Raw genomic sequence first — 26,587 nt, 5'->3', positions numbered from 1 at the left:
TCCTTCGCAGGGGGTGACGGAGGGTTCGCCGACGGGTCGGCGGAGGGGTTCGGGTCGGGTCGCGGGGCGGGGCGGGCGGGGCGGCCCTCAGTTCATGAACATGCCGCCGTCGACGTTCACGGCCTGCCCGGTGATGTACCCCGCCTCGGCGGAGGCCAGGAACAGCAGCAGGTCGGCGACGTCGTCCTCGGTGCCCGCCCGGCCCAGCGGGATGCCGGCGACCCATTCGGCCATAAGTTCTCCGGGGGCGTAGTCCCCGAGGAGGCGACCCCACTCGCGGTCGTTGTAGGCCCACATGTCGGTGCCGACGATCCCGGGGCAGTAGGCGTTGACCGTGATGCGGTCGCGGGCGAGCTCCTTGGCCAGGCTCTGCGTCAGGCCCACGACGCCGAACTTGCTGGCCGCGTAGTGCGGTGTGTAGATGAAACCCTGCCGTGCCTGCCCGGAGGCGGCGTTGAGGATGCGCCCGCCCTCGCCCCGTTCCTGCATGAGGGCCGCGGCCGCCTTGGCGCACAGGAAGACCCCCGTCGTGTTCACGGCGAGGACCCGGTTCCAGGCCTCCAGGGTGAGCTCGGCGAGCGGGGCGATGGTGATCGTCCCGGCGTTGTTGACCAGGACGTCCAGGCGCCCGAACTCCGAACCGATCGTCGCGAAGGCCGAGGAGACGGCGCTCTCGTCGGTGACGTCGCAGACCAGACCGCGGGTCCTGGCCCCGGTCTCGGTCGCCACGGTCGCCGCGGCGTCGTGCACGGTCTCGGACCGGTCGAGCAGGACGACGGTCGCGCCCTCCCGGGCGAAGCGGGCGGCGATGCCGCGTCCGAGACCCTGGGCGGCCCCGGTGATCGCGACGACCTGGCCGCGGAACCGGGCGACCCGGTCGTGGGACTGGTCGGTGTGCTGGTCGGTCACGGGTTCCTCCGGGGGGTGCGGCGGGCGGCGTCGACGGCGGCGTGCCAGGCGGACAGGCGGGACTCCCGGTCGGTGCCGTCGGCGGGGAGGTAGGGCGTCCGCGCGGCGGCGCGGCGCTCGAGGTCGGCGAGGGTCCACAGCCCCGCCCCGACCCCGGCCAGCTGGGCGGCCCCGACGGCCGAGAGCTCCCGGACGGCGCTGACCTCGACCCGTCGACCGGCGAGGTCGGCCTGCAGCTGCATGAGGGTGGGGTTGGCCGAGGGACCGCCGTCGGCGAGGACGACCTCGACCGGTCCGGCGCTCTCCTCCACGGCGGCGACCACGTCGGCCACCTGGAACGCGATGGACTCCAGGGCGGCCCGGGCCAGCTGCCCGGGGCCGGTGGACTCGCTCAGCCCGGCGACGAGGCCGGCGGCGTTCTCGTCCCACCAGGGGGCGCCGAGGCCCGTGAACGCCGGGACCAGGGTGACGCCCTCGGCGTCGTCGGCCGCGGTGGACAGGAGTTCCTCGACCGTGGTGCCGAACAGGCGGGCCAGCCAGACCAGGGTCGCCCCGCTGGAGCGGATGTTGCCCTCCAGCGCGTAGCGGGGTTCGTCGAGCTCCCAGGCGAGGGTGCGGGCGATGCCCCCGCCGGTCGTCACCGGCCCGGGGGCGACCCCCATGACCGAGCAACCGGTGCCGTAGGTGGCCTTGACCCGGCCGGGGACCCAGCCGGCGTGGGCGAACAGGGCGGCGTGGGAGTCGCCGAGCACACCCGTGACCGCCCGCCCGTCCAGGTCGGGGTGCAGGCCGCGCACGGTCCCGAACGGGCCGGTGGAGGCGGTGACGGTGGGGAGGATCTCGGCGGGAACGCCGAACAGGTCGAGGAGCCACGGGTCCCAGGCCCGGCGGGCGATGTCGAGGAGCTGCGTGCGGGCGGCGCACCCGGTCTCGATCCGGTGCTCACCGGTCAGCGTGAAGACCAGCCAGGAGTCGATCGTGCCCAGGCAGAGCTCGCCGGCGCGGCTGCGGGTGCGCTCCGGGTCGTGGAGGTCGAGCAGCGCGCGGGCCTTGGCCGCCGAGAACATGGCGTCCAGCGGCAGTCCGGTCAGCTCGCGGACCCGCAGGCCGTGCCCGGCCGCGACCAGCTCGGCGCACACCCCGGCGGCGCGGATGTCCTGCCAGCCGAGGACGGGCCCGAGGGGGACCCCGGTGGCGCGGTCCCACAGCAGCACCGACTCGCGCTGGGTGCTCAGGGCGAGGGTGGCGACCTGGTCCGGACCGGTCCCGGCGGGGAGGGCGGCGAGGCAGTCGGCGACGGCGCGGCGCGCGGAGTCCGCCAGTTCGTGGCCGTCCTGCTCGGCCCACCCGGGCCGCGGGAACGACTGGCCGACCGCGCAGGTGGCGCGGGCGACCACGGCCCCCGAGCCGTCGATGACGACGGCCTTGGTGGCGCTGGTCCCCTGGTCGATCGCCAGGACGAACGTGCCGGTGGCGGCGGGTCCGTCGACGGCGTGAGCTCCGTCCCTCATGATGCATCCCCATTCATCCTTGAACAGCGATGCAAATCTAGGCCGGGACTGAATGGCTTGTCAACGATGAATGTCTACCCATACGCTGTCGGCATGGCCCCGCCCCAGAACCCCGACCAGCTCCGTCTGCTGGCCAAGGTCGCCCGGATGTACCACGAGCGGGGCATCCGTCAGCCGCAGATCGCGGCCGAGCTGCACATCTCGCAATCGCGGGTGTCCCGGCTGCTCAGCCAGGCGGTCGAGGAGGGCATCGTCCGCACCACCGTGACCCTGCCCCCCGGCGTCCACACGGGGTTGGAGGACGAGCTCAAGGAGCGGTTCGGGCTGCTCGACTGCCTGGTCGTCGACACCGCCGGTTCGCGGGGGGACGTGACCCCGGCGCTGGGGGCGGCCACGGCGGTCTACCTCAACGACACGCTGTTCGCGCGCGACGTCGTCGGCATCTCCTCGTGGAGTTCGACCCTGCTCGCCGCGGTGGAGGCCATGCGCCCCGGCAGCCGGCTCGCCGTCGAACGCGTGACCCAGCTCATCGGGGGGGTCGGGGACCCGCAGGTGCAGGTGGAGGCGACCCGCCTGCTGCACCGGTTCGCGACCATCACCAACGCGACGGCCATCTTCCTGCCCACGCCCGGTCTGGTCTCCGACGCCACGGTGCGCCGGGCCCTGCTGCGCGACCCGGCCGTCCTGGACGTCCAGCGGGCCTGGTCGGACCTGACCGTCGCCCTGGTGGGCATCGGCAACGTCGAACCCTCACCCCTGGTGCAGCGCAGCGGGAACGGGCTCGACCGGGACGCGCAGGTCGAGCTGCACGAGCTCGGGGCGGTGGGCGACGTGTGCTTCCGGTTCTTCGACCAGGCCGGGAACCTGGTGCCGTCGGCCCTCAACGAACGGGTCCTCGGCATCTCCCCCGAAGCGCTCAAGGCGGTCCCCCGGCGGGTCGGCGTCGCCGGCGGCCCGGACAAGCACGCCGCCGTCCGGGCCGCCCTGCTGGGCGGGTGGGTCAACACCCTGGTCACCGACCTGGACACCGCCCACCACCTCGCCGCCCCGGATCCCGGGATCGAGAACTCCGGGACCGCGGATCCCGGAGCCGTCCTCAGCGACTGACGGAGTTCCCCCCGGCCGCGGTGAAGTGCCGCGCGACCTGCGCCGCCGTGAGTTCCGTGGGGTACGTGGCCACGTCGTCGACGCGCCCGGCGAAGGCGGTCGTGGCGGGTTGCGCGGGCCACCCGGCGAGGGAGTCCCCGCCGATGCGCCAGAATCCGGTCATGGGCTGTGCTCCCGTGGCGGAGGCGTTGCGCCCCACCGCGATCCCGTCGACGTAGGCGGTCAGACCACCGGAGCCGACGGTCATCACGACCTGGTGCCACCGGCCGTCGTTGTACCGCCCGGCGCTCGTCACCGTCCGCACCCCGCCGGAGTAGGTTCCGGCCACGAGGCGCCCGTCGTTGGTCAGGTAGACGTGACGGTCATAACCGCTGCTCGCCCCCGTCGAGGCGGTGCCGAAGCCGACGATCTTGCCGCCCGTGGTGCTCGTCGTCCGGAACCACGCCTCCACCGAGAACACCTGGGGTCCGGTCGCGGCGCGGGTGGTCGTCGCCGGGACGGGTGCGGACCCGGTGAACGTCGTCGCCGTGTCGCCGTCCCCCGTGGCCCCGGCGGTCCCGCGTCCGGCCGAGGGGTCCAGGGACAGGTCGTCGGCGCCCGCGGTGTCCAGCCCGAGGTTCCCCGACGCCTCGTCGAGGCGCCAGAAGTGGTCGGCCCCGTCGGCCGCGACCGCGGCCGCGTACCTACTGGGCGCGCCCGCCGCCGGCACCGGCACGCCCAGGACGGCCCCGTTGCCGGTCAGGACGTTGCCGGACGCGTCGCTCACCCGGACCCGGTAGGTGGGCGTGGTCCCGACCGGCGGGTTCGGGTCGACCAGGGCGACGCCGGCCCGGTTCCACCACGTCGAGGTCTGCCGGCCGGTGGCGACCACCGTCGACGACGCGGCCGAGGAACCACGCAGGAGCTCGTAGGTGAGGATCGCGTCGTCGCGGTCCCACGCCGCGGTCACCGTGGCCCGGACGGTCCCCGAGGGCAGCACCGTGAGCGTGGGTTTCAGGTCGGTCGAGAGTTTCCCGATCGGACCCTGCTTGTTCGGTGCGAGGGAGCGCACGGCGAACCGCACGAGCCCCTGTTGGGCCTTGCCGTTGACGGTCGGGAACTCCCCGCCCAGGACGACGTAGCGGGAGTCGCCGCTGACCGACCAGGCCGCCTGCGACTGCCCGGTGTAGCTGCCGACCGTGAGCGTCGGGAGCCAGGCCCGGGGTTTCGAACCGGGCAGGCCGGAGAAGTTCCCGCCGACGTTCGTCGTGGAGGCCTCCGCCCCGAACGCGTAGGAGCGCTGGAAGGTCCACGGGGTCTGCTGCGGGTTCCCACCCACCGGGGCGCAGTTGTGGGCGTGGCCGACGACCACGACAACCCCGTTCGTGGGGAACGACGAGTAGGTGTCGCCGAAGCACCCGTTGACCCACTTCAGGGTCCCGCCGTCGGCGGCGGCGGCGAAGGTGTTCTCCAGGTTCCCGGTGCCGTAGTAGTTGTACCCCGTGCCGTAGACCGTGGAACCGTCGCTGGAGAGGCTGTAGACGGCGGCCTTCGCGCCGTAGTCGTTGACCCGCTCCTGCACCGCCCACGGCCGGGTCGCCCCGGTGGTGGCCGAGAGGGCACCGGAACCCAGCGCGGGGGAACCGTTCAACGTGCTGAACCGCCCGGCCACGACGAGCTGGTCGGGGGTCGAGGCGGGCCGCACCATGGCCATGATCTCGGCGTCGGCCGTCGGGGCCCAGGGCAGCAACGCGCCCGTGCTCGCGCTGACCGCGGCCAGCCGGCTGCGGGGGGCACCGCCGACGGAGGAGAACGCCCCCCCGAGGTACACGGTGTCGGCCGTCGCGACCACGGACCGGACCCGGTAGTCCGCACCGGCGGCGAAGGAGGTGACGACCGCGCCCGTGGCGGCGTCGAGGGCCGCGACCCGGTTGCGGGTGACCCCGTTCACGCTGGTGAAGTTCCCGACGACGTAGACGCGCGACCCGTCGGGCGAGGCCGCGAGCCCGAGCCCGGTGCTGTTCAGGCTGGGCGCCCAGGAGGAGATCAGGGCCCCGGTGGTGACGTCGTAGGCCAGGATGTTGGAGCGGGGGACCTCGCCCGTGCCCGCGGCGGCGCCCGCCGGGCGGGCCGAGGTGAACTCGCCGGTCACGTAGACGCGGTCCCCCACGACCAGCTGGGCCCACACGACGCCGTCGATCTGCACGGTCGGCAGGGCGTCGGCCGACAACGGACCGCTGGGCAGCGCCCGCGCGGTGAGGTCGTCGGCGTGGGCGGGGCCGACCAGACCGAGCAGGGCCGAGCCCGTGAGGGCGATCGTGGCCAGCGCGGCCACGGCGCGACCGGGCAACCGGACGGCGAGCGACATCGGGAACTCCAGGGGGCTCGTCGAGCCCGCACCGTTCCTCGGGCGGGTCTCGGCCCCACCCGGACCACGGGACGACCGGGACGGGGCACCGGACGATCGCGACCTCCGCGGCGGTCGTTACCCGCCGTCGGCACCGCCCCGTCCCGTCGCTCGGGACGCACCCCGTCCGTCGGCGGCGGGTCGCTCCCCCGTCCGGGTGAACGGCGCCGCCCGCGCCGCACCCGTCCGTGATCGCCTGCGCCGAACGGTTCCCCGTCCGGTCGAACCCTCCGTCCGACGACGAGGAGCGGGGCCACCGGACGGATCACCCGTCCGGCGGCCCCGCCGCCCGCTCAGCCGAAGACGTCCGGGTCCGGGCCGATGCGCTCCCCGCGCTCCAGCCCGGCGATGGCCGCCATCTCGTCGTCGGTGAGCTGGAAGGAGGACAGCTGGATGTTGGAACGGATGCGCGACGGCGTCACCGACTTGGGGATGACGACGTTGCCGAGCTGCAGGTGCCACCGGAGCACGACCTGGGCCGGCTCCTTCCCGTGCGCCGCGGCGATCTCGCCGATCGTGCTGTCCTGCAGCAGGTCTCCCCCTTGGCCGATGGGGCTCCAGGCCTCGGTGACGATCCCGTGCTCGGCGTGGAAGGCTCGCAGGTCCTCCTGCTGCAGCCACGGGTGCAGTTCGACCTGGTTCACCGCGGGGACGATCCCGGTCTCGTCGAACAGGGCGCGCAGGTGCGTCTTCTGGAAGTTCGAGACCCCGATCGAGGTGATCCGGCCCTGTTCCTTGAGTTCGGCGAACGTCTTCCAGACCTCGACGTAGGTGGACTGGTCGGGACCGGGCCAGTGGATCAGCCAGAGGTCGAGGCGTTCCAGCTGCAGCTTGCCCAGGGAGGCGTCGAACGCGCGCAGCGCCTGGTCGCGCCCCCCGGCCCGGTCCTCGTTGGCGAGTTTCGTGGTCACGAACACGTCCTCGTGGCTCAGCCCGAGGGTGGACTGCGCGGTCCGGAGCGCGTCGCCCACCCCGGCCTCGTTGCCGTACCCGGCGGCGGTGTCGATGTGCCGGTAGCCCGCGGCCAGGGCCTCGCCGACGACCTCGGCGGTGCTCTCCGGCGGCACCTGGAACACGCCGAGGCCGACCTGGGGGATGGAGCGGTCGTCGTTCAGGGTCAGGGAGGGAACGAGCGTTCCGTCTTCGAGGGGCATGCCTCGACCCTAGGCACGGGTTCCGCGAGCGGCACCCGGGCCGTTCCGGGGGGGCCGCGGATCACCCTTCGACGAGGACCCGCCAGACCCGCCCGCGCAGCTCGACCTCGTCGCCGTCGGAGAGCTGCCGACCGCGCCGGTCCTCGGGTTCCCCGTTGACCAGGACGTCCCCGTCGGCGATGAGTTCCCGGGCCTCTCCCCCGGAGTCGACCGCCCCGCAGAGCTTGAGGAACTGCCCGAGCCGGACCACGCCGGTGACCTCCACGTCGGTGGCGGCCACGCTCATTCCTCGTCGAGGGCGAGCGCGGTGAGCACCGCGGCGACCCGGTCGGCGTCCGCGCTGCCGAACCGCGTGGGCAGCTCCAGCGTCGCGGTCCGTCCCCCGGCGAGCGGGACGGTGTGGACCTGGGTGGTCTCGACGTCCTCGACCGCGATGTGCACGATCTCGGCGTCGGCGGCCTCGTCCTCGGCCGGGACCGCCGACCCGGCCGGGTCCTCGCGCCCCGCGGCGGAACCGTCGCGCAGGAACGCCCGCAGCCTGTCCACCCCGTCGCGGGCCAGCCGTTCGGCGTCGGTGCTCATCCGCCCCTGGGCCAGCAGCGAGCGGAGCAGGGCGTCCAACGATTCCCGGTTGTCCTGGGTCATGCCCCCATTCTGACGCCCCGCCCGCGACCCGCCCGCCCGCCTGCCTGCCTGCACCGGCGAAGCCCGGTTCAGGCCGGTTCAACCCGCGAGGTGGCCCCACTCCCCCTCCAGCTCGCTCCACCGGTCGAACCCCGCGACCCGGCCGCCCGCCAGCACCAGCACCCGGTCGGCCAGCAGCAGGGCCGACCGCTTGGAGGTCGACCCCAGCACGGTGGTCCGGCTCTCCCGCAACGCCTCCCACAGTTCCAGCTCGGTGCGGGCGTCGAGGGCGGAGGAGACGTCGTCGGCCACGAGCAGCTCGGCCCCGGTGGCCAGGGCGCGGGCCAGCGCCAGGCGCTGGACCTGCCCCCCGGAGAGCCGGACGCCGCGGTGGCCGACGAGGGCCGCCGTCCCGCCGGCGGCGGCCACGTCGACGTCGAGGCGGGCGGTGCTGACCGCCGCCCCCGAGCGGCCCCGGGCGCCCTGGTGGTCCAGGGCCACGTTGTCGTCGAAGCTGCCCGAGAGGACCCGGGGCAGCTGGGCGACGTAGCCGACCTGGCCCGGGCGCAGGAACGTCTCGGCGTCGGCGACCTCGCGCCCGTTCCAGAGCAGCCGGCCCTCGTGGTCGACCAGCCCGGCCAGGGCGGCGAGCAGCGAGGACTTGCCCGCCCCCACGCCGCCGACGACGAGGACCAGCTCACCCGCCCGCACGTCGAGGTCCACGCCGGCGACGCCGACGGTCCCGTCGTCGTGGACGGCCGTGAACCCCCGCAACCGCAACGTGCGCAGCGGTTCCTTGCCCACCGGGGCGGGTGCCGGGGCCGCCCCGGCGACGAGGTCGACGTCGTCGGGGGCGGCCAGGACGTCGGAGCGACCCGCGAGCGCCGCGGTCTGGCGCAACCACTCCCGGGCGACGGGGGCCTCGGTGACGACGGCCCCCGCGACGGTCCCGAAGTAGGACGTCCCGGCCACAGCGGTGGAGACGAGCAACGCCGTCGCCAGGCTCCACGCGCCCCCCAGGTGCAGGCCCCAGGTCAGCACGAGGCCGGCCTGGACGAGCAGTCCCGGCACCCCGTCGAGCACGGCCCGGACCCGGAACTCCCGGATCGAGGCCCGCACGCGGACGGCGTCGACGGCGTGCAGGTGCGCGGTGACCGGACCCACGACCCCGGCGAGCTTCACCGTCCGGACGGCGTCGACGGCCGAGCCGAGCGCGCGACCGTAGGCCACGCGGGCGTCCCCGGCCCGGCGGCCGTTGCGTCCGGCGACGGGGGCGCCGAGGGTGGAGACCAGGGCCGAGCCGAGCATGACGACGGCGATGATCCCGCCGGCGACGAGGCTGCGCGCGACCAGGGCGGTCACCACGACGGTGACGGCCCCGAGCACGACGTCCACCCACCGGTCCACGTAGAGGACGAACCGTTCGGAGTCCAGCGCCCGGGCGGTGACCTCGCCGGGCGGGGTCCGGGGCAGCCGCCGCTGGCGGGTCTGCCCGAGCAGCACCGACAGCCGCAGCCGGAGGGTGATCGCGTTCCACCACAACGGGTACAGGCGCAGGGCACCGGCGAGCACGAACGGCAGGGCGAGCAGGCTGACCCCGACGGTGGCGGCCAGCACCCACGTCGTCGTCCCGTCGCGGCCGTCGGCCAGGGCCTGCACGAGTCGGCCCCAGGCCCAGCCGGTCAGGACGCCGTAGGCCCCGATGAGGGAGAGCGTGCCGAAGAGCAGGCCCCCGGCCAGACCCCACCGCGGGTAGCAGCGGATCGCGGCGAGGACCGTGCGGGCCAGCCGCGGCCGCGGGGCGGGCGCCGGGACGGGCGTGCGCCGGCTCCGGGGGCGCTGCTCGCCCAACGGGTCGCGGGCCCCCGGGATGGTGACGGGCGTCAGGGCGGAGGCGGCCAGCAGCTCGGCGAACGGGCCGGGCCGGGTGGCCAGGTCGGCCCGGGGACCGCTCTGCACGACCCGCCCGCCGGCCAGGACGACGACGTCGTCGGCGCGCCGGGTGGTGCCGAGCCGGTGGGCGATGACCACCCCGGTCCGACCGGCGAGCAGCCGCTCGGCGGCCTGGGTGACCCGGGCCTCGGTCAGCGGGTCCATCCGGGCGGTGGCCTCGTCGAGGACGACGAGCCGCACGTCGCGCACGAGCAGGCGGGCGAACGCGACGAGCTGCGACTCCCCGGCCGACAGCGTCACCCCGCCGGGACCGAGCGGGGTGTCGAGCCCGTCGCGCAGCCCGGCCACCCAGTCCTGCAGGCCGAGGGCGGCGATGGCGGTCTCGACCCGGTCGCGCGCCACGGGCTCGGTGAGGGTGATGTTGTCGGCCAGGCTCGCGGCCAGCAGCTCGGTGCGCTGGGTGACCACGCCGACGGCCCGGCGCAGCTCCTGCAGGTCGAGGTCGAGGATGTCGACCCCGCCGAGCAGCACGGTGCCGCGCGGGGGTTCGACCGCCCGGGAGAGCAGGGCCGCGAGGGTCGACTTGCCCGACCCGCTGCGCCCGACGAGCGCGACCGTGCGCCCCGCGCCCACGGAGACGGTCACGTCGCGCAGGGCGTAGGTGCCGACCTCGTCGTCGGGGTAGCGGAAGTCGAGGTGGTCCAGGCGCAGGTCGAGGTCGCCGGCGGGCAGGCCCTGCCCCCCGCGGGGTTCGGGCTCGGCCCGCAGCAGCGATCGGATCCGTTGCAGCGCACCGAGTCCGGCCTGGACGTCGGGCAACCGGTTGGCCACCTCGGTCAGGTCGCCGACGAACCCCGACATGAGCAGCCACACCGTGACCAGGGCCGCCACCTGAAGGTTGCCGGCCCCGACCAGCGCGGTGCCGGTGAGCACCAGGGCGAGCAGCAGGGTCGAGAGGACCATGCCGGTGCGCCAGCCGACGAGGGAGGCCAGGCGCGTCGTGGCCCGGACCGCGGTGAGCAGACGGGCCCCGAGGCCGGCGTAGCGGCGCACGACGTGGGCCTGCCCGAGGCTGGAGCGGACGTCGTCGCGGCCCGCGACGGCCTCCTCGAGCTGGGCGGCGTGGTCGGTCCAGGCGCTCTCCTCGACGACCTTGCGCCGGGCCAGCTCGGCGGTGAGCGGGCGGGCCACGAGCAGGGCGAGGGCCGCGACCACCGGGAAGGCGAACCAGGCGGGCCACCAGGTCAGCCCGGCGACGACCCAGGCGAGCGCCGAGCGGACGATCGCGCCGAACAGGCTCCAGAAGGTGTCGCGCAGGAGCTGCCCGAGCTGGCGGGGGTCGTCGTCGACGCGGTCGATGACCTCCCCGACAGCCTGCTCGGCCAGGGTGGGCAGGGGTTGCTGCAGCGCCGCCCCGAGCAGGTCGGCCCGCAGCTCCCCCTCGGCCCGCCCGACCGCCGTCGCGAACGACGCCCGCCCGACCGTGTCCAGCGCCGATCCGCCGAGGGCGAGGACCGCGAGCAGGCTCAGCAGCTGCGTCGTCGGGTCCTGGGCCATCCGCCCGACGACGACGGTCGCCAGGGTCTGCGCCAGTGCCGCGAGCACCACCACGACCAGGGCGATCGTCGTGGGCGGGCCGGCCAACCGGCGGAGCGTCAGGGGTCGGGCCGCCCCGGCGGACGCGGTGGCGGACGCGGGACGGCGGGCGGGACGGAGACGGGGTCGGGCGAACAGCACGTCCTCGACGGTAGTGAGCGCCCGCGACCGTCCGCCTCACCTTTTCCGCCGCCCACCCCTCCCCGCAGCGGTCCCCGACGACCCCGACCTCCCCCGCCCCCCACCCCCCACTCTGACCGTGATCAAGGAATGAGTGCGCTCCTGCCCCTGTCGTCACACGACGTACGGGTCCCGGCGGGGACGGGTGGGGCGGCGGGCAACACATTCCTTGATCACGGTCGAGGAGGAGGGGGGGCCGAGGGGCGGGGCCGAGGGGCGGGCGGGGGACGTCAGCGGCGGCGGAGACGACGGCGCAGCCGGAAGCCCCGGCGTTCGGCCGTCGGCTGCAGGCAGCAACCGACGGTGAGGACGACGGCCGGCACCACCGCCGATCCCCGGTCCACCCACCCGAGAGCCCGGGCCCCGAGCGCGACGAGGCCGGCGAGGAGCAGGACCGCCACGAACGCGACCGCCCGCTCGGGCCACGTGCCCGGGGTGGGGGGCGGGGCGTCCGGGTCGCGGGTGAGGCCGAGCGCGTCGGTGGCCCGGCGCACCCGGGAGGGACCGGACCGCCGGGCCCGGCTCACCGGCCCCCGGCCCTCACGCCGCCTGGGCCAGGAACGAGTCCCAGCGGGGGTCGGGCTGCTCGGCCCCGCGCACCGCCCAGGACGCGCCGCGGGGCGGCCCGGGGCGGAACCGCAGCGACCAGCCCATCTCCTCGGGCGTGCGGTCGCCCTTGAGGTTGTTGCAGCGGATGCAGCAGGCGACGAGGTTCTCCCAGCTGTCGGGGCCGCGGCGGCTGCGGGGCTGCACGTGGTCGACGGTGGTGGCGTGCCCGCGGCAGTAGGCGCACCGTTGGTGGTCGCGGCGCAGCACCCCGCGCCGGCTCACCGGGACGACCGAACCGCGCGGGACCCGGACGTAGCGCGCGAGCAGGATGACCGAGGGCCGTTCCAGGCTCATCGATGCGCCGACGACCGGTTCGGGATCGGCCACGACGACCGATGCCTTCCCGGACAGGACCAGGACCACGGCCCGCTTGAAGGAGACCACGGCGAGCGGTTCGTACCCCGCGTTCAGGACCAACGTGCGCATCTTCCACCTCCGGGAACGCAGAAGGCGCCCTCCCCGGCTGGGAGGGCGCCTCTGTCGGCGACGACGTGGCCATGCTCGTGACCCGGGACACGACCCGGCGCACGGACCGGCACGGCGGCACCGTGCTGGTCGGGGCGTCCGGGTATCTGCACCGCACCGGAGGCGCTCGACCGGCGCGCGCGGGCGGGACCGGGCTGGGGACCCGTTCCGCTCCGTCGTCCCGGTCGATGCATCTCCGGCCTCTCGCGTGGCTCGTCCTCACCGTTCACGGGAACTGTACGACCGGAAATCGCGATCGTCAGCGAATTCTCGGTGAGGGCACGCGGAACGGACGACGACCCGGCCCCGCCGGAGCGGGACCGGGTCGGTCGCAGGAGAGGTCGTACGGGGTTCGGCGGCTGCCGGCGGGGGGCCGGGTCAGGCGACGGGGGCGACCCGGCCGAAGGAGACCGCGTCGGACCAGATGCTGCGCAGGGCGACGGGCTTGCCGGTACGCGGGGAGTCCCACATCTGGTTGCCACCGGCGTAGATGCCGACGTGGAAGACGCGGCCGCCGTTGGAGAAGAACACGAGGTCGCCGGGGACGGCCTCGCCACGGGAGATGTTCGCCGCGGCGGCGCGCTGGGCGCGGGAGGTGCGCGGCAGCTCGATGCCGACCTGGCGCATGACGTAGCTGGTGTACCCGGAGCAGTCGAACCCGGCGGGGGTGGTGCCGCCGTAGACGTACTGGATCCCGGCGTACTGCGAGGCGATGGAGAGGATCCGCTCGCCCAGCCCGGAGGCGTTGCTGCTCACCGCGACGGGCGCGGCGGAACCGGCGGCCTCGGCGGCGGGAGCGGCCGCCGCGGCGCGGGAGGCGCCGGCGCGGGCGACGGCCGACTGGCTCAGGCTCACGGTCGGGCGGGCCACGACCGGGGCCGGGGTGGGGACGGCCGAGAAGGCGGCGGGAGTGGCCAGCCCGGTCGCACCGGCGGCGGGGGCGGAGATGACGCCGACCGGGGTGGCGCCGAAGGCCGCGTCGACCGCGGTGCCGACCGCGGCGGGCACGGCGGCCGGGACGGTCGCGGGCACGACGGTCGGGGCGGCACCGGCGGGGCCGGCCAGGGTGACGGTCAGACCACCGGCGACGACCGCGGCAGCGGCGGCACGGCTCAACCGGGCGACGGGAAGCGGGCGTGCAGAGGCGCGGTGGCGCGCCAGAGCGCGAGTGCTCAAGGTGTTGACCTCTCCGACGCCTACGAGGTGAGCTGTCGGGTTCGGGCGGAAGGTCTCGCCCGGCCGGCTCGCGCCGGCTTCACCCCGAGGACTCGCCCTGCTCCGCGCACGAGGTGCGGACGGGGACGAGCCCGGGAAACGTGGTTCCCCCACTCCTGCCATGACTGACTCGAGGGACCTCGTCGCGGTGGCAGGACTCGGCGTCCGCGTGAGGACTGCCCCGACCTCTGCCGGGGTAGCGCTTGGACACTAACCCAGGGCGTTCGCGGATGTCACGCCTCGGTCACGACGATGTGGCGGGAAGGTGACGCGAAGCACAGACTCCGCTCCGTTCTCCCCCAGAAAACGAACGGAGAGCGGCGATCGCGCCACTCTCCGTTCATCTTCGCGGAGCGTCCGGGTGACGAGTCACCACCGCGACCCGGAACCCGCCCGACGACAAGATCACCGTCGCCGCAGGTCGCAGGCCCGGACGGGCGTCAGCTCGCCGACTCCAGGGCCACGAAGATGTGAGATGCCTCACCCGGGTGCAGTTCGACCTGCTCCCCCTGGTCGACGGTCACCGCCACGAGGGAGCCCGAGGCCGCGATCGTCACCTCGGCGCCCGGGCGCAGCCCCACCGCCCCGAAGCGGGCCATCAGCTCCACGTCGGTCTGCAGCGGTTCGCCCAGCCGGCGCACCACGACCGTCCGTCCCTCCAGCCCAGCGGTGGTCAGCGGCTGCACGCCCTCGCGGAACTCCTCCTGCGTCGGGGTCTCCCCCAGCTCCTCCAACCCCGGGATCGGGTTCCCGTAGGGGTCGAAGTGCGGGTGGTGGAGGATGTCGACGAGGCGTCGCTCGACGTGCTCGGAGATGACGTGCTCCCAGCGGCAGGCCTCCTCGTGCACGAGCTCCCACGGCAGACCGATGACGTCGGTCAGCAGCCGTTCGGTCAGCCGGTGCTTGCGCATCACGCGCATCGCCTTGTTGCGGCCGTTCTCGGTCAGTTCCAGGCGCCGGTCCTCGCCGACGTGGAGCAACCCGTCGCGTTCCATCCGCGCGACCGTCTGCGAGACCGTCGGACCGGAGTGGTGCAGGCGCTCCGCGATGCGGGCCCGCATCGGGGGGATGCCCTCTTCCTCGAGCTCGAAGACCGTCTTCAGGTACATCTCGGTGGTGTCGATGAGGTCGCTCACGGTGTCATCTTCGGGCATCGGGGCCCGACGTCGAACCCGAGGGCGGACCCGAGGGCGGACCTGGACGCGGTGGGGGTCCGGGGGTGGCGTCCGGATCGCGGGTCGGGGAGATCGTCATTACCGTCGGACGGTGCCCGGACGACGCAGTGTGCTGTGGTTCCGCCGCGACCTCCGCCTGGGCGACCACCCGGCCCTGCTGACCGCCGCGGCCGCCGCGGACGAGGTGGTCCCGCTCTTCGTGATCGACCCCGCCCTCTGGAAGCCCGCGGGCGACGTGCGCCGCGCCTACCTGCTGGCCTCGCTGCGGGCCCTCGACGAGAGCCTCGACGGTCGGCTCGTCGTCGAGCGCGGGGACCCGACCACGGTGCTGCCCCGTCTCGCCCGACGGGTGGGCGCCGACAGCGTCCACGTCACCGCGGACACCGGTCCCTACGGGCGGCGCCGCGACGAGGCGGTGGAGGAGAAGCTGGCGGGGCGCGACGTGCCCCTGCACCGCACCGGCACCGCCTACGCCGTGGGGCCCGGCACGATCCTCAACGGCAGCGGCAGACCCTTCCAGGTGTTCACCCCGTTCTCCCGCGCCTGGGCCCGGCACGGGTGGCCCACCCCGGCCGACTCCCCCGGCCGCACCACCTTCGTGGCCGACGCCGGCGAGGGGGTCGACGGCACGCACTGGCCGGCCGAGCCCGACCTCGGCGACCTCGGCCTGCCCCCCGCCGGGGAGCAGGCCGCCAAGGACCGGTGGGCGGAGTTCCTCGAGGACCGCCTCGGCGACTACGACGGCGACCGCGACCGCCCGGACCGGGCGGGCACCTCGCAGCTCTCGGCCCACCTGAAGTGGGGGGAGATCCACCCCCGGACGCTGCTCGCCGACCTCGCCCCCCGTCGCGGCAAGGGGGCCGACACCTACCGGACCGAGATCGCCTGGCGGGAGTTCTACGCCGACGTGCTGTGGCACCGACCGGACTCCGCCCGCGAGTACTACAAACCGGAACTCGCCGGGTTGCGCTACGAGCGGCCCGGGGCGGCGTTCGACGCCTGGGCGGCGGGCCGCACCGGGTATCCCATCGTCGACGCCGGGATGCGCCAGCTGCACGCGGAGGGGTGGATCCACAACCGCGTCCGGATGATCACCGCGAGTTTCCTGGTCAAGGACCTCCACGTGGAGTGGCAGCACGGGGCCCGGGAGTTCATGCGCTGGCTGCGCGACGGCGACCTGGCCAGCAACAACCACGGCTGGCAGTGGGTGGCCGGTTCCGGCACCGACGCCTCACCGTTCTTCCGCGTCTTCAACCCCGTCACCCAGGGCGAGAGGTTCGACCCCGACGGCGACTACGTGCGTCGGTACGTACCGGAACTGCGGGGGCTGGCGGGCAAGCAGGCGCACCGGCCGTGGGAGGCGGCCGACGGGGTTCCGGAGGGGTACCCCGAGCGGATCGTCGACCACGCCGAGGAACGGACGCGGGCGCTGGAGGACTACCGCCGGGTGCGGGAGTCCTGAGCCGACGGTTCGCCCGGGTCACCAGTGATCGTCGGGAAGGTTTCCGGTCTACTGTCGGCGGACGCGCGGGCGTCGAAGGGGTGCGGTGGAGGACATGCTCGTGATCGGGTGCGCCGCCGAGGATTCCTCGGCGGCGGAGCAGGACTTCGCGGAGCGTCTGCGCTCCCCCGTCCTGGCCGGTGTGGCGCTGCTGCTCGGGGTCGAGGGCCGTCCACGAGCGGGCCGCACCGCCCTCCTCATCACGCCGGACGGTCTGCGCTGCGTCGACGTCGAGGACGCCGGGAACCGGGTTCCGCGCCCGGGCGGGGGCGTGGGCCGGGCCCGGCCCGGTTCCGACGTGGCGGGTCGGCTCTCCGGTGTCCTCGCCGACCGTGCGCCGGAGGCGGGGCCCGTCCTGGCGATGGCCGTGGTCTACGGCCCCCCGTCCGCACCACCCCTCGTCGCGGGTCCCGGGGCGGGGACCGGGGCGGGGCCCGGCGCGGGGCCGTGGACCACCACCCCCGAGCGGTTCCCCCTCGACCTCGCCGCCCTGGAACCCTTCCCGCTCACGCTGTCGACGGCCCGGGCGGTCCTCACGGCCCTGGACCTCCCCCCGATGCTGGTCCCGCCGGAGGACGTCCTGCGGGAACAGGGTTTCGCCGCTGCGGACGGGTGGGCCCGGGGTCGGCGCGATCCCGGACCCACGGCGGAGTTCCCCGCCGGTTTCCCGGCCGGAGCGGCCGACCTCGCGGACCGCATCGACCACCCCGACCGGCCGCCGTCGGCCACCGAGGTGCCCCTCCCGGCCGACGCCCTCGGCGTCCTGGGCGCGGAACCGCTGTTCGTGCCGGACGAGTGGGTCGAGGAGGAGATCCGCCGCCGGCGGCGCTCGCGCCGGCCGAAACTGCTGGTCCTGCTCGCGCTCCTGCTGCTCGGTCTGGCGGCGTTCGGCCTCAGTCGGTTGAGCGCGGCGGAGGGACCCACGGCGACCCCACCGACGACGCCCGTCCCGACGGTGACCTCTTCGCCCGAAGGCGGCGTCGCGGCCAGGGACGTGACGGCCGCACCGACCCCGGTGCGGGACTGACGACCCGACCTCCGTCGGAACCGGTCGGGGTCAGGCCCGGCCGTCCCGACCGGTCGTCTGCTTGTCGGCGTACATCGCCGCGTCGGCGCGGCCCAGCAGTTCCGACCAGCCGGTGCGGCCGTCGGCGACGACCACCCCCACGCTCGCCCCGCACCGCACCGCAGCCCCGTCCGGGCCGGACGCGGCCGGGACCGCCGCCCGGAACCGCTCCACCGTGGCGGGGTCACCGCCGGCGCGCCCGGGTCCGAGCACGACCACGAACTCGTCCCCGCCCAACCGCGCGAGCAGCGCCGGCTCCCCCGCCTCCGCGCGCAGCCGTTCGGCGACACGGGACAGCAGGTCGTCACCGACGGCGCGGCCGAACCGGTCGTTGACGGCCTTGAACCCGTCGAGGTCGACGAAGACGACGGTGGTCCCGGCCGGCAGGTCGGGACCGAGCCGGGCCACCCCCTCGGCGAGACCGCGGCGGTTCAGCAACCCGGTCAGGGGGTCCTGGCGGGCGGTCTGCTCGAGGTCGTGCTCGCGCTGCCGCTGCAGCCGGGCGAGTTCGTCGGCGGTCCGACGGCCCTCGACCGCGATCACGAAGAGGTTGAGGACGACGAGACCGAAGAGGAGCAGTCCACCCAGGAGGAGCGCGCCCGCCCAGGCGAGCCCCGGGACCGGCGGGACCAGCAGACCGGGACGGTGCCCGAGGGTCGCCGCGGCCGCCAGCACCGCGGAGCAGCCGAACGCCGAAGCGAGGCCTCCGAACGCCGCCCGTCGGGGGTTCCACTGCAGGTGGGTCCCGGCGACGACGGCGCCCAGCAGGGGCAGCAGCGGCGCGAGGCCCGTGGCGAGCAGGCCCGCCGTGCCCACGGCCAGCCCGAGCAGCATGCGGCGCACCGTGCGGTCGGCCAGGTCACCCCCGCCGAGGCGCACCTGCAGGACGTCTGCGCGCAGCACCCCGAAGACGAACCAGATGGTCCAGCCCCACCCCGGCGGCACCGGGGTCGACCCCGCCAGCGCTCCCAGCGCCGTGAACGCGCACGCCGTGGCCACCGCCCCGGCGACGGCCGAGGACAGCGGCGCCCCGGAACGGGCGCCGGCGCGGGGGGAACTGCGGGTCACACGTCGCTGGATCGGCCGGACCGGGACCCGACCTGAGCACCGCCCGCCCGGGTCACCGGTTCAGGCGTGGGGGTCGCGGGCGTCGTAGGCCCGGAAGGACGGTTGGGCCCGGGTCAGCAGCAGCACGAGCGCGATGCACACGAGGCCCCCCGCGAGCGCCGTGACCGCCTCACCCACGACGTCGGCCGAGGACCCGAGCACGAGGTCGCCGAGTCGCGGTCCACCGGCGACGACGACGATGAACACCCCCTGCAGCCGTCCGCGCAGCGCGTCCGGGGTGGCGACCTGCAGGATCGTCGAGCGGAAGATCGCGCTGACGGAGTCGGCGGCCCCGGCGAGCACCAGCAGCACGGCCACCACCGGCAGCCGGTGGTCCAGGCCGCCGTCGCCGGCGGGGAGGACGAGCAGCACCAGGCCGACGAGGCTGATGCTCGCCCCCCAGACCAGGATGCAGACGACGACGGCCAGCCCCTGACGACGGACCCCGCCGAGCGGACCGGAGAACAGTCCCGCCAGCGCCGCCCCGAGGGCGAGGGCGGCGGTGAGGACGCCGACCGTGGTGGCTCCGCCGCCGAGGACGACGGCCCCCAGGGCCGGGAACAGCACCCGCGGCATGGCGAAGATCATCGCGGCGAGGTCCAGCAGGAAGGTCATGCGCAGGTTGGGCCGGGTGCCGAGGAACCGCAGTCCCTCGACGACGCTGCGGAACCCGGCCCGGGGGCGTTCCCCGGCGGCGACCTCGGGCGGGATCGCCGGCAACCGGAACACCGACCAGAGCGCGAAGACGTACATGACGGCGTCGACGGTGTAGGCGAGCCCGAAGCCGCCGGTGCCGACGAGGACGGCCGCCAGCAGCGGACCGGCGGTCAGGGCGACGGTCTGGGCCGTCCACACGAGGGCGTTGGCGGCGGGCAGGAGCTCGGCGTCGACCAGCCGCGGCAGGATGGCCGAGCGGGCCGGGGAGTTGATGGCGAAGGCCGCGCTCTGCAGGGCGACGAGGCCGTAGAGCAGGCCGGCCGAGCCGACGTCGAGCCAGGCCTGGGCGGCGGTGGCGAGGGACACCACCCACAGCACGCTGGAGGCCAGCAGCGCGACCCGGCGGCGGTCGTGCACGTCGACCAGCGCCCCGCCGTAGAGGCCGAGCACGACGAGCGGGACGAGGGCGGCCAGGCCGACCAGACCGACCGCGAAGGTGGACCGGGTCAGGTCGTAGATCTGCAGCCCGACCGTGACGACCGCGATCTGCTGGCCGACGCCGGCCAGGGACAACCCGATCCACAGCCGACGGAAGGCGGGGCTGCGCCGCAGCGGGGTGGTGTCGGCGAGGAGGGCCCGGAACCGGCCGGGTCGGGGATCCGACGTCGTGTCGCGGGTCCGCGGGGTCGGGGGCACCGCGTCAGCATAAGTGGTTCGTTGAGGTAAGCACCCGCGCTGCGCGCCCCGGCCGACCGGACCCGGACAGGAAGAAGTCCCCGGGCACTTCCACCGCCGTGGCGGTGGGTCGGCTGGACAGGCCGACGCCCGGGGACCCGGTGACTGCCGTGGATTCGCCGCTGCCTGCGGGGCGACCAGAGCGGTCCGCGTCCAACGCGGCTGCTAGCGGGCAGCCACCTCACGCGTCCGATGAGTCATCAAGGTCGGACCACCTCCTCTCTCGTGCTGGAAAAACCGTACGTCGGCGCCCGGGAGCTGTCACCCCCTTTTTTCGCCGGACGGCACAGGGAGACCCTGCGCCCGGTCATCGAGCACAACGTCCCCCTGTGCCGATCCGGTGCGGCGGGCCGTGCAGTTGTGGTTGATCTGACCCTTACACTTCTTGTCGTTCGCACCTGTACGCAGCGCGCCCGCCGCGCCGCGACGACGAGGCACCGGGGAGGTCGGCCGTGAGCGCGCAACCGCCGCAGATCCGCGTCGCCGTCTCCACCGTGATCTTCGCGCTGCTCCCCGCGCCGGACGGCGAGATCCGCGTGCACCTGCCCCTGGTGCGGCGCACCCGGGACCCCTACGCCGGGGCGTGGGCCCTGCCGGGCGGGTGGGTCTGCGCGCAGGAGAGCCTCAGCGACGCCGGGCGGCGCACCCTGGCCGAGACGACCGGGCTGCGCCCGAGCTACCTCGAGCAGCTCTACACGTTCGGGCACCCGGAACGCTCGCCGGGCGGACGCGTCGTCTCCGTCGTCTACTCCGCCCTGGTCCGCAACCACGAGGCGGCCGGCACGGGGGCCGGGCCGGTTCCGGTGGACAACGTCAGCTGGTGCCCGGTGGACGACGCGGTCGGGCTGGCGTTCGACCACGACGAGATCGTCCGCTACGCCATCTGGCGGTTGCGGTCCAAGGTCCAGCACGCGCACGTCGCCCAGCACTTCCTGGGCGAACGGTTCTCCCTCGCGCAGCTGCGCGAGGTGCACGAGGCGGTCCTGCAGAAACCGCTGGACCCGGCCAACTTCCGCCGTCAGGTGGAGGGGTCGGGGGCGGTCGTGCCGACCGGCGAGCGGCTCACCGGGGGGCGGCACCGCCCCCCGCAGCTCTACCGCGCGGTCCTCACCCCGGAGTCGGCCGGACCGTTCGGCCGCGCCGGCCCCCCGTCCTGACCGCGCACCCCCTCGCCCCCGCAGACCCCGCAGACCCCGCAGGACCCGCAGACCCCGAAGACCCCGTCCCGCGGGCACCACCCCCGCACCTCGCCTGGAAGGCACCCGAGATGGCCTCCGTCCCCGTTCAGATCGACCTGCTGGCCCGTTCCGCCGGAGGGGCCGGCGCCGCCGTGTGCGACCCCGACCTGCCCAGCGGGCCCTGGAACTTCGACGCCGTCCCGGGCCTGCCCACCCCGGCCCCGAGCTACGGCGCCGGGGCCAGCCGGGCCGACGTCGCCCCCGCCGACACCCCCGTCCAGCGGCAGATCCCGGCGCAGTACCGGTTGATGCCCGCCGAGGAGCTGGCCCGCCGCATCGACGCCGCCAAGGCCGCGCTCGGGGACCGTCTGACGATCCTCGGGCACTACTACCAGCGTGACGAGGTCGTGCGGTACGCCGACTTCGTGGGCGACTCCTTCCAGCTCGCCCGCGAGTCGCAGACCCGCACCGGGGCCGAGTTCGTCGTGTTCTGCGGCGTGCACTTCATGGCCGAGACCGCCGACCTGCTCTCCACCCCCGAGCAGGCCGTGATCCTGCCGAACCTCGCCGCCGGGTGCTCGATGGCCGACATGGCCGACATCGACTCGGTCACCGCGTGCTGGGAGCAGCTCGAGGCGCTCTACGGCACCGAACCCGACGAGCAGGGTCGGGTCCCCGTGATCCCGGTGACGTACATGAACTCCTCGGCCGCGCTCAAGGGTTTCTGCGGCGAGCACGGCGGGATCGTCTGCACCTCCTCCAACGCCGAGCAGGTCCTGGCCTGGGCGTTCGAGCGCGGGCAGCGCGTCCTGTTCTTCCCCGACCAGCACCTGGGCCGCAACACCGCCTCGGCGATGGGGGTCCCGCTCTCGGCGATGCCGGTCTGGGATCCGCGCAAGCCGCTGGGCGGCAACGACTCCGAAACCCTGAACGACGCGCGGGTGGTGCTCTGGCGCGGATGGTGCTCGGTCCACCAGCGGTTCACCACCGACCAGATCGCGCAGGCCCGGGCGAAGAACCCCGCCGTCCGCGTCGTCGTGCACCCGGAGTGCCCGCTGGAGGTCGTGCAGGCCGCCGACGAGGCCGGTTCCACGCAGTACATCAAGAAGGTGGTCGACGCCGCCGCCCCCGGTGAGGCGTTCGCCATCGGCACCGAGATCAACATGGTCCGTCGCCTCGCCGACGCGCGTCCCGACCTGACCATCGAGTGCCTCGACCCGGTGATCTGCCCCTGCTCGACCATGTACCGGATCCACCCCGCCTACCTCGCCTGGGTGCTCGAATCCCTGCTCGCCGGGGAGGTCGTCAACCAGGTCCGGGTCCCCGCGTCGGTCGCCGCGGCCGCCACCGTCGCCCTGGAGCGCATGCTCGCGGTCCGGCCGTGACCAGTCGTCCCCTCGGCCCGGGCGCGCTCCGCCCGGCCGACCTCACGGGTCCCGCCCTCGACCTGCTCGTGGTCGGGGGCGGGCTGGCCGGGCTGACCGCGGCGCTGGAGGCGCACGCCGCGGGGGCCCGGGTCGCGCTCGTGACCAAGACGGTCCTGGGCGACGGCAGCACCCGCTGGGCCCAGGGCGGTCTGGCCGCGCCGGTGGGCCGGGCCGACGTCGCCGCGCACGTCGCCGACACCCTGGCCGCGGGCGGCCCCACCGTCCCGCCGGCCGTGGCGGCCGCGGTCGTCGGGCACGGGGCGGACGCCGTCCGCGACCTCTGGCGGCGGGGCGTCCGCTTCGACACCGACCCCGACGGGTTCTGGGCCCTGGGGCTGGAGGCCGCGCACTCGCGGCCCCGGATCCTGCACGCCGGGGGTGACCGGACCGGGGCCGTCGTCGCCGCGGCGCTGGCGGCCGCCGTCCGGGCGGCCGGCGTGCCGGTCGTCGAGGGCGCCTTCCTGGAGGAGCTGCTCCTCGACGAGCAGGGCGTGCACGGGGCCCGGGTCTCCGGCGTCGACGTCCGGGCGCGGGCGGTCCTGCTGGCCACCGGCGGGGCCGGGCAGGTCTGGGCCCGGACCACCAACCCGGCCGTGGCCACCGGTGACGGTCTCGCCGCGGCCTGGCGGGCCGGAGCGCTGCTCGCCGACCTGGAGATGGTGCAGTTCCACCCGACCACCGCCGCCTTCGGGACGCGGTCGCTGATCTCCGAGGCCGTCCGCGGCGAGGGCGCGGTGCTCCGGGACGAGTCCGGGCACCGGTTCGCCCTCGACGTGGACCCCCGCGGCGAGCTCGCCCCGCGCGACGTCGTCGCCCGGTCGATCGCCGCGGTCATGGCCCGGCAGGACGCCCGCCCGGTGCTGCTCGACGCCCGCGGGGTCTCCGCGCGGCTGGGCCGACCCTTCGCCGAGCGCTTCCCGCAGATCACCGCCGACTGCGCCGCCGCCGGTCTCGACCCCGAACGGGACCTCCTGCCGGTCACCCCGGCCGCGCACTACCTGATGGGCGGCCTCCGCACCGACGCCTCCGGGCGCACCAGCCTGCCCGGGTTGTGGGCCGCGGGCGAGGTCGCCTGCACCGGGGTGCACGGCGCGAATCGGCTGGCGTCGAACTCGCTGCTGGAGGCCGCCGTGCTCGCCGCCGTCGCCGTGGCCGACCTGCTCGCCGACCCGGGCGCCGACCGGGCCGCGGTCGGCGCCGACGACGAGGTGCTGGACGTGGTGGACCCCGCGGCGAGCGCCCGACGGTCCCCCCTGCCGCGGGCCGAGATCCAGCAGATCGCCTGGGAGCACGCCGGGTTGCTGCGCGAGGGGTCCGGTCTGGAGCTGGCCGGGAAACTCCTCGGTCTGGACGAGGACCCGGCGACCGGACCGCTGCCCGCGGACGCCTCCCCCGCCGAACGGGAGGACGCGAACCTGCTGACCGTGGCCCGCCTCGTCGTCACGGCGGCCCGGGCCCGCCCGCACAGCCTCGGCGCGCACCACCGCAGCGACGCCGTCCCCACCCCGGCGGCCCCCCGCCGCCGCAGTCTCCGGAGGACCCGATGAGCTCCACCCGTTCCGCCGCCGCGGCGGTCGTGGCCGCCGCGCTGACCGAGGACGCCCCCTGGGGGGACGTCACCAGCGAGGCCCTGCTGCCCCCGCACGCGCGGGCGGTGGCCGAGCTGCGGGCGCGCGAGGCCGGGGTGCTGGCCGGCGGGGAGTGCGTGCGGGCCGCCTTCGCCCAGGCGGCGGCCCTGGTCGGCGGCGACGCCGAGGTCCGCGACCTGCTCCCCGACGGCACCCGGTTCGCGGCCGGCGACGTGCTGGCCCGGGTCGAGGGGACGGCCCACGCCGTCCTGCGGGCCGAGCGGATCGCGCTGAACCTGCTGCAGCACCTGTCGGGGATCGCCACGCTCACCGCGGCCTTCGTGGACCGGGTCGCGGGGACGAGGGCCCGGGTCGTCGACACCCGCAAGACCACGCCCGGGCTGCGCACCCTGGAGCGGGCCGCGGTCCGGGCCGGCGGCGGGCACAACCATCGCCGCACGCTCTCCGACGCCGTCCTGGTCAAGGACAACCACCTCGCCGTGCTGCTGGCCGAGGGGTCCGACGTCACCGAGGCGCTGCGCGAGGTCCGGCGCCGCGTCCCGCACACCACGGCCGTCGAGGTCGAGATCGACCGGCTCGACCAGCTCGACGCGGTGCTGGCCGCGGCGCCCGACGTGGTCATGCTCGACAACTTCACCCTGGCCGACCTGCGCACGGGGGTCGAGCGGATCGCCGGACGGGCCCTCGTCGAGGCCTCCGGCGGGGTCCGTCTCGACACGGTCGCCGCCATCGCTGCGACGGGCGTCGACCTGGTCTCGGTCGGTGCGCTCACCCAGAACGCGCCCACCCTGGACCTCGGCCTCGACGTCGAGGTCCGGGCGGCGGCGGGCGAGGGGCCGGTCGCGGTCGGTGGCACCCTCGGGGCATGAGCGTCTACCTCGACCACGCGGCGACCTCCCCCCCGCGCCGGGAGGTGCTGGAGGCGGTGTGGCCCTACCTGACCACGGTCACCGGCAACCCCTCCAGCGCGCACGAGGCGGGCCGGGCGGCGAAGGCGGCGCTCGACGGGGCCCGTGAGCTGGTCGCCGGGGTGCTCGCGTGCCGCCCCGGGGAGGTCGTGTTCACCGGCTCGGGCACCGAGGCCGACAACCTGGCCGTGACCGGGATCGCGACGGCGGCCCCGCGCGGACGGCACGTCGTGCTCTCGTCGATCGAGCACCCGGCCGTCCTGGAGACCGCCCGGGCCCTGCAGGCGCACGGGTTCCGGGTGGACGTGCTCGGCGTGGACGACGCGGGTCGCCTCGACCCGGCCGACGTGGCCCGCGCGATCACCACCGAGACCACGCTGGTCTCGGTGATGACGGCCAACAACGAGATCGGCACGCTGCAGCCGACGGCCGAGATCGGCGCGGTCTGCCGCGAGCGCCGCGTGCCGTTCCACACCGACGCCGTCCAGGCCGCCGGTCACGTCCCGGTCGACCTGCCCACGCTGGGCGCCGACGCGGTGACGCTCTCGGCCCACAAGTTCGGGGGGTTGCGCGGCAACGGGGTCCTCGCCGTGCGGGGCGCGGTCCCGTTGGCGCCGGTCCTGCACGGCGGGGGGCAGGAACGCGGTCGACGGTCGGGCACGGTCGACGTCGCCGGGGCGGTGGGCACCGCCGTCGCGCTGCACCACGCCGAGGCCGACCGGCTCGCCGAGCACGCCCGCCTGCGCGCGCTGCGGGACCGGCTGGTCGCGGGCGTCCTCGGTTCGGTCGAGGGGGCCCGCCTCACGGGGCACCCCGAGCACCGTCTGCCCGGGCACGCCTCGTTCACCTTCGCGGGCCTGGGCGGGGAGACGATCCTGGCCGAGCTGGAGGCCCGCGGGATCCTCTGCTCCAGCGGCTCGGCCTGCTCCGCCGACGCCGACGACGCCTCGCACGTGCTGCTGGCCTGCGGTCTCGACGCCGACACGGCCCGCACGGCGGTCCGGTTCTCGATGGGTCGCACCACCACCGAGGAGGACGTGAGCGCGGTCCTCGCGGCGCTGCCGGTGGCGGTCGGCGCGGCCGGGGGCGGCCTCAGCCGCTGACGGCCCGCTCCCCCGCCGGTCGCTCCCCGATCCGCACCTCCGTGACGAGCTCCCAGGGCCCGCCCCGGTAGCGGTGCACGGCCACCCCGGGCACCCGGACGGGGCGGGGCTCGAAACCGGCGGCGAGATCCTCGAGCAGGGCCCGGGCGCGCGCCGGGGGCAGGAAGTTGGCGACGGTCACGTGCGCGCGGAACCCGTGCGCGTCCTGCCGGGTGAGCCGGTCGCGGTAGCGGTGGGCGACCGCGGAACGCAGACCGTCGAGACCCGGCACGTCGACGACGACGGCGACGCCGCGACCCAGCGAGCGCACCCCGCTGAGGGTCCCGACCGGGGCCTCGGGCGGCAGCACCTCGCGCAGGTCCTCGGGCAGCGTGCCGAGCACGTCCGGCGGCAGGGCGTGGAACAGGGTCAGGTGGGCGGCCAGCTGGTTGCGCTCGGGCGGGAACCAGCGCCGCCGCCACCCGTCGAGCAGGTCCTGGGTGTCCTCGTCCA

General features: G+C 75.4%; 22 protein-coding genes and 1 riboswitch. Of the genes, 8 read left to right on the top strand and 14 right to left on the bottom strand.

Annotation, left to right across the window (positions count from 1 at the left end):
* Window positions 1-87: 87 nt before the first annotated feature.
* Window positions 88-909: an SDR family oxidoreductase gene (locus ACFFKU_RS07855; RefSeq protein ID WP_380136985.1), complete on the bottom strand. Its 822-nt coding sequence runs from the start codon at window positions 907-909 to the stop codon at window positions 88-90.
* A complete protein-coding gene (locus tag ACFFKU_RS07850; protein WP_380136983.1) occupies window positions 906-2,420 on the bottom strand; it encodes an FGGY family carbohydrate kinase in 1,515 nt (504 codons plus the stop codon). Before ACFFKU_RS07850 ends, ACFFKU_RS07855 begins: the two co-directional genes overlap by 4 nt.
* 93 nt (window positions 2,421-2,513) lie before the next feature.
* On the opposite strand from ACFFKU_RS07850, the gene ACFFKU_RS07845 reads away from it, so the two are divergent.
* A complete protein-coding gene (locus tag ACFFKU_RS07845; RefSeq protein ID WP_380136981.1) occupies window positions 2,514-3,527 on the top strand; it encodes a sugar-binding transcriptional regulator in 1,014 nt (337 codons plus the stop codon).
* On the opposite strand, the gene ACFFKU_RS07840 is transcribed toward ACFFKU_RS07845, so the two are convergent.
* From ACFFKU_RS07840 to ACFFKU_RS07800, 9 genes are all read right to left on the bottom strand, one after another.
* Window positions 3,517-5,874: a LamG-like jellyroll fold domain-containing protein gene (locus ACFFKU_RS07840; protein WP_380136979.1), complete on the bottom strand. Its 2,358-nt coding sequence runs from the start codon at window positions 5,872-5,874 to the stop codon at window positions 3,517-3,519. The two genes, ACFFKU_RS07845 and ACFFKU_RS07840, sit on opposite strands and share 11 nt — an antisense overlap.
* Before the next feature lie 332 nt (window positions 5,875-6,206).
* A complete protein-coding gene (locus ACFFKU_RS07835) occupies window positions 6,207-7,067 on the bottom strand; it encodes an aldo/keto reductase (RefSeq protein ID WP_380136977.1) in 861 nt (286 codons plus the stop codon).
* Between the two features lie 61 nt (window positions 7,068-7,128).
* Window positions 7,129-7,347 (bottom strand): RNA-binding S4 domain-containing protein, encoded by a 219-nt coding sequence (locus ACFFKU_RS07830; protein ID WP_380136976.1) that lies wholly within the window; start codon window positions 7,345-7,347, stop codon window positions 7,129-7,131.
* Window positions 7,348-7,349: 2 nt separating this feature from the next.
* On the bottom strand, window positions 7,350-7,712 hold the full coding sequence (locus ACFFKU_RS07825; RefSeq protein ID WP_380136975.1) for a hypothetical protein: 363 nt from the start codon (window positions 7,710-7,712) through the stop codon (window positions 7,350-7,352).
* A gap of 78 nt (window positions 7,713-7,790) precedes the next feature.
* The gene (locus ACFFKU_RS07820; protein ID WP_380136973.1) at window positions 7,791-11,321 is read right to left on the bottom strand and encodes an ATP-binding cassette domain-containing protein; all 3,531 of its coding nucleotides are present in this window, start codon (window positions 11,319-11,321) and stop codon (window positions 7,791-7,793) included.
* Window positions 11,322-11,590: 269 nt separating this feature from the next.
* On the bottom strand, window positions 11,591-11,854 hold the full coding sequence (locus ACFFKU_RS07815; RefSeq protein ID WP_380136972.1) for a hypothetical protein: 264 nt from the start codon (window positions 11,852-11,854) through the stop codon (window positions 11,591-11,593).
* Between the two features lie 46 nt (window positions 11,855-11,900).
* Window positions 11,901-12,395, bottom strand: coding sequence for an HNH endonuclease (locus ACFFKU_RS07810; protein ID WP_380136971.1), 495 nt, complete (start codon window positions 12,393-12,395; stop codon window positions 11,901-11,903).
* Window positions 12,396-12,812: 417 nt separating this feature from the next.
* Complete coding sequence (locus tag ACFFKU_RS07805) at window positions 12,813-13,550, bottom strand: C40 family peptidase (protein WP_380136969.1); 738 nt, start codon at window positions 13,548-13,550, stop codon at window positions 12,813-12,815.
* A 62-nt stretch (window positions 13,551-13,612) separates the two neighbouring features.
* Window positions 13,613-13,736, bottom strand: a riboswitch (cyclic di-AMP (ydaO/yuaA leader).
* A 353-nt stretch (window positions 13,737-14,089) separates the two neighbouring features.
* Entirely contained in the window at window positions 14,090-14,785 is a 696-nt protein-coding gene (locus ACFFKU_RS07800; RefSeq protein ID WP_380136968.1) for an iron-dependent transcriptional repressor DtxR, read from the bottom strand.
* Window positions 14,786-14,915: 130 nt separating this feature from the next.
* On the opposite strand from ACFFKU_RS07800, the gene ACFFKU_RS07795 reads away from it, so the two are divergent.
* Window positions 14,916-16,286 (top strand): cryptochrome/photolyase family protein, encoded by a 1,371-nt coding sequence (locus ACFFKU_RS07795; protein WP_380136967.1) that lies wholly within the window; start codon window positions 14,916-14,918, stop codon window positions 16,284-16,286.
* A gap of 94 nt (window positions 16,287-16,380) precedes the next feature.
* A complete protein-coding gene (locus ACFFKU_RS07790) occupies window positions 16,381-17,352 on the top strand; it encodes a hypothetical protein (protein WP_380136966.1) in 972 nt (323 codons plus the stop codon).
* Window positions 17,353-17,382: 30 nt separating this feature from the next.
* Here ACFFKU_RS07790 and ACFFKU_RS07785 read toward each other — a convergent pair whose 3' ends face one another.
* Together ACFFKU_RS07785 and ACFFKU_RS07780 are read right to left on the bottom strand one after the other, a co-directional pair.
* Entirely contained in the window at window positions 17,383-18,459 is a 1,077-nt protein-coding gene (locus tag ACFFKU_RS07785) for a GGDEF domain-containing protein (RefSeq protein ID WP_380136965.1), read from the bottom strand.
* A 60-nt stretch (window positions 18,460-18,519) separates the two neighbouring features.
* Window positions 18,520-19,767, bottom strand: a complete 1,248-nt coding sequence (locus ACFFKU_RS07780; RefSeq protein ID WP_380138044.1) for an MFS transporter — start codon at window positions 19,765-19,767, stop codon at window positions 18,520-18,522.
* A gap of 575 nt (window positions 19,768-20,342) precedes the next feature.
* Between ACFFKU_RS07780 and ACFFKU_RS07775 the strand changes: the two genes are divergently transcribed.
* From ACFFKU_RS07775 to ACFFKU_RS07755, 5 genes are all read left to right on the top strand, one after another.
* On the top strand, window positions 20,343-21,047 hold the full coding sequence (locus tag ACFFKU_RS07775) for an NUDIX hydrolase (RefSeq protein WP_380136964.1): 705 nt from the start codon (window positions 20,343-20,345) through the stop codon (window positions 21,045-21,047).
* Between the two features lie 110 nt (window positions 21,048-21,157).
* Window positions 21,158-22,453 (top strand): quinolinate synthase NadA, encoded by a 1,296-nt coding sequence (gene nadA / locus ACFFKU_RS07770; RefSeq protein WP_380136962.1) that lies wholly within the window; start codon window positions 21,158-21,160, stop codon window positions 22,451-22,453.
* Complete coding sequence (gene nadB / locus ACFFKU_RS07765; protein ID WP_380136960.1) at window positions 22,450-24,042, top strand: L-aspartate oxidase; 1,593 nt, start codon at window positions 22,450-22,452, stop codon at window positions 24,040-24,042. The genes nadA and nadB overlap by 4 nt, the downstream gene beginning before the upstream one ends.
* Window positions 24,039-24,953, top strand: coding sequence for a carboxylating nicotinate-nucleotide diphosphorylase (nadC, locus tag ACFFKU_RS07760; RefSeq protein ID WP_380136958.1), 915 nt, complete (start codon window positions 24,039-24,041; stop codon window positions 24,951-24,953). The genes nadB and nadC overlap by 4 nt, the downstream gene beginning before the upstream one ends.
* Window positions 24,950-26,095, top strand: coding sequence for a cysteine desulfurase family protein (locus tag ACFFKU_RS07755; RefSeq protein WP_380136956.1), 1,146 nt, complete (start codon window positions 24,950-24,952; stop codon window positions 26,093-26,095). Before nadC ends, ACFFKU_RS07755 begins: the two co-directional genes overlap by 4 nt.
* Here ACFFKU_RS07755 and ACFFKU_RS07750 read toward each other — a convergent pair.
* Window positions 26,085-26,567, bottom strand: coding sequence for a 2'-5' RNA ligase family protein (locus ACFFKU_RS07750; protein WP_380138042.1), 483 nt, complete (start codon window positions 26,565-26,567; stop codon window positions 26,085-26,087). The genes ACFFKU_RS07755 and ACFFKU_RS07750 overlap by 11 nt on opposite strands.
* Window positions 26,568-26,587: the final 20 nt, after the last annotated feature.

This window comes from Kineococcus gynurae (assembly GCF_042433995.1).
In the GTDB taxonomy this organism is placed as follows: domain Bacteria; phylum Actinomycetota; class Actinomycetes; order Actinomycetales; family Kineococcaceae; genus Kineococcus; species Kineococcus gynurae.
This window is presented reverse-complemented; position numbering and strand designations above follow the sequence as displayed.

Excerpts from the sequence above, each read along its gene's own strand:
- ACFFKU_RS07835 (WP_380136977.1), bottom strand. The coding sequence starts at position 7,067 with ATGCCCCTCGAAGACGGAACGCTCGTTCCCTCCCTGACCCTGAACGAC.
- nadC (WP_380136958.1), top strand. The coding sequence starts at position 24,039 with ATGAGCTCCACCCGTTCCGCCGCCGCGGCGGTCGTGGCCGCCGCGCTG.
- ACFFKU_RS07840 (WP_380136979.1), bottom strand. The coding sequence starts at position 5,874 with ATGTCGCTCGCCGTCCGGTTGCCCGGTCGCGCCGTGGCCGCGCTGGCC.
- ACFFKU_RS07845 (WP_380136981.1), top strand. The coding sequence starts at position 2,514 with ATGGCCCCGCCCCAGAACCCCGACCAGCTCCGTCTGCTGGCCAAGGTC.
- ACFFKU_RS07825 (WP_380136975.1), bottom strand. The coding sequence starts at position 7,712 with ATGACCCAGGACAACCGGGAATCGTTGGACGCCCTGCTCCGCTCGCTG.
- ACFFKU_RS07790 (WP_380136966.1), top strand. The coding sequence starts at position 16,381 with ATGCTCGTGATCGGGTGCGCCGCCGAGGATTCCTCGGCGGCGGAGCAG.
- ACFFKU_RS07755 (WP_380136956.1), top strand. The coding sequence starts at position 24,950 with ATGAGCGTCTACCTCGACCACGCGGCGACCTCCCCCCCGCGCCGGGAG.
- nadA (WP_380136962.1), top strand. The coding sequence starts at position 21,158 with ATGGCCTCCGTCCCCGTTCAGATCGACCTGCTGGCCCGTTCCGCCGGA.
- ACFFKU_RS07850 (WP_380136983.1), bottom strand. The coding sequence starts at position 2,420 with ATGAGGGACGGAGCTCACGCCGTCGACGGACCCGCCGCCACCGGCACG.
- ACFFKU_RS07810 (WP_380136971.1), bottom strand. The coding sequence starts at position 12,395 with ATGCGCACGTTGGTCCTGAACGCGGGGTACGAACCGCTCGCCGTGGTC.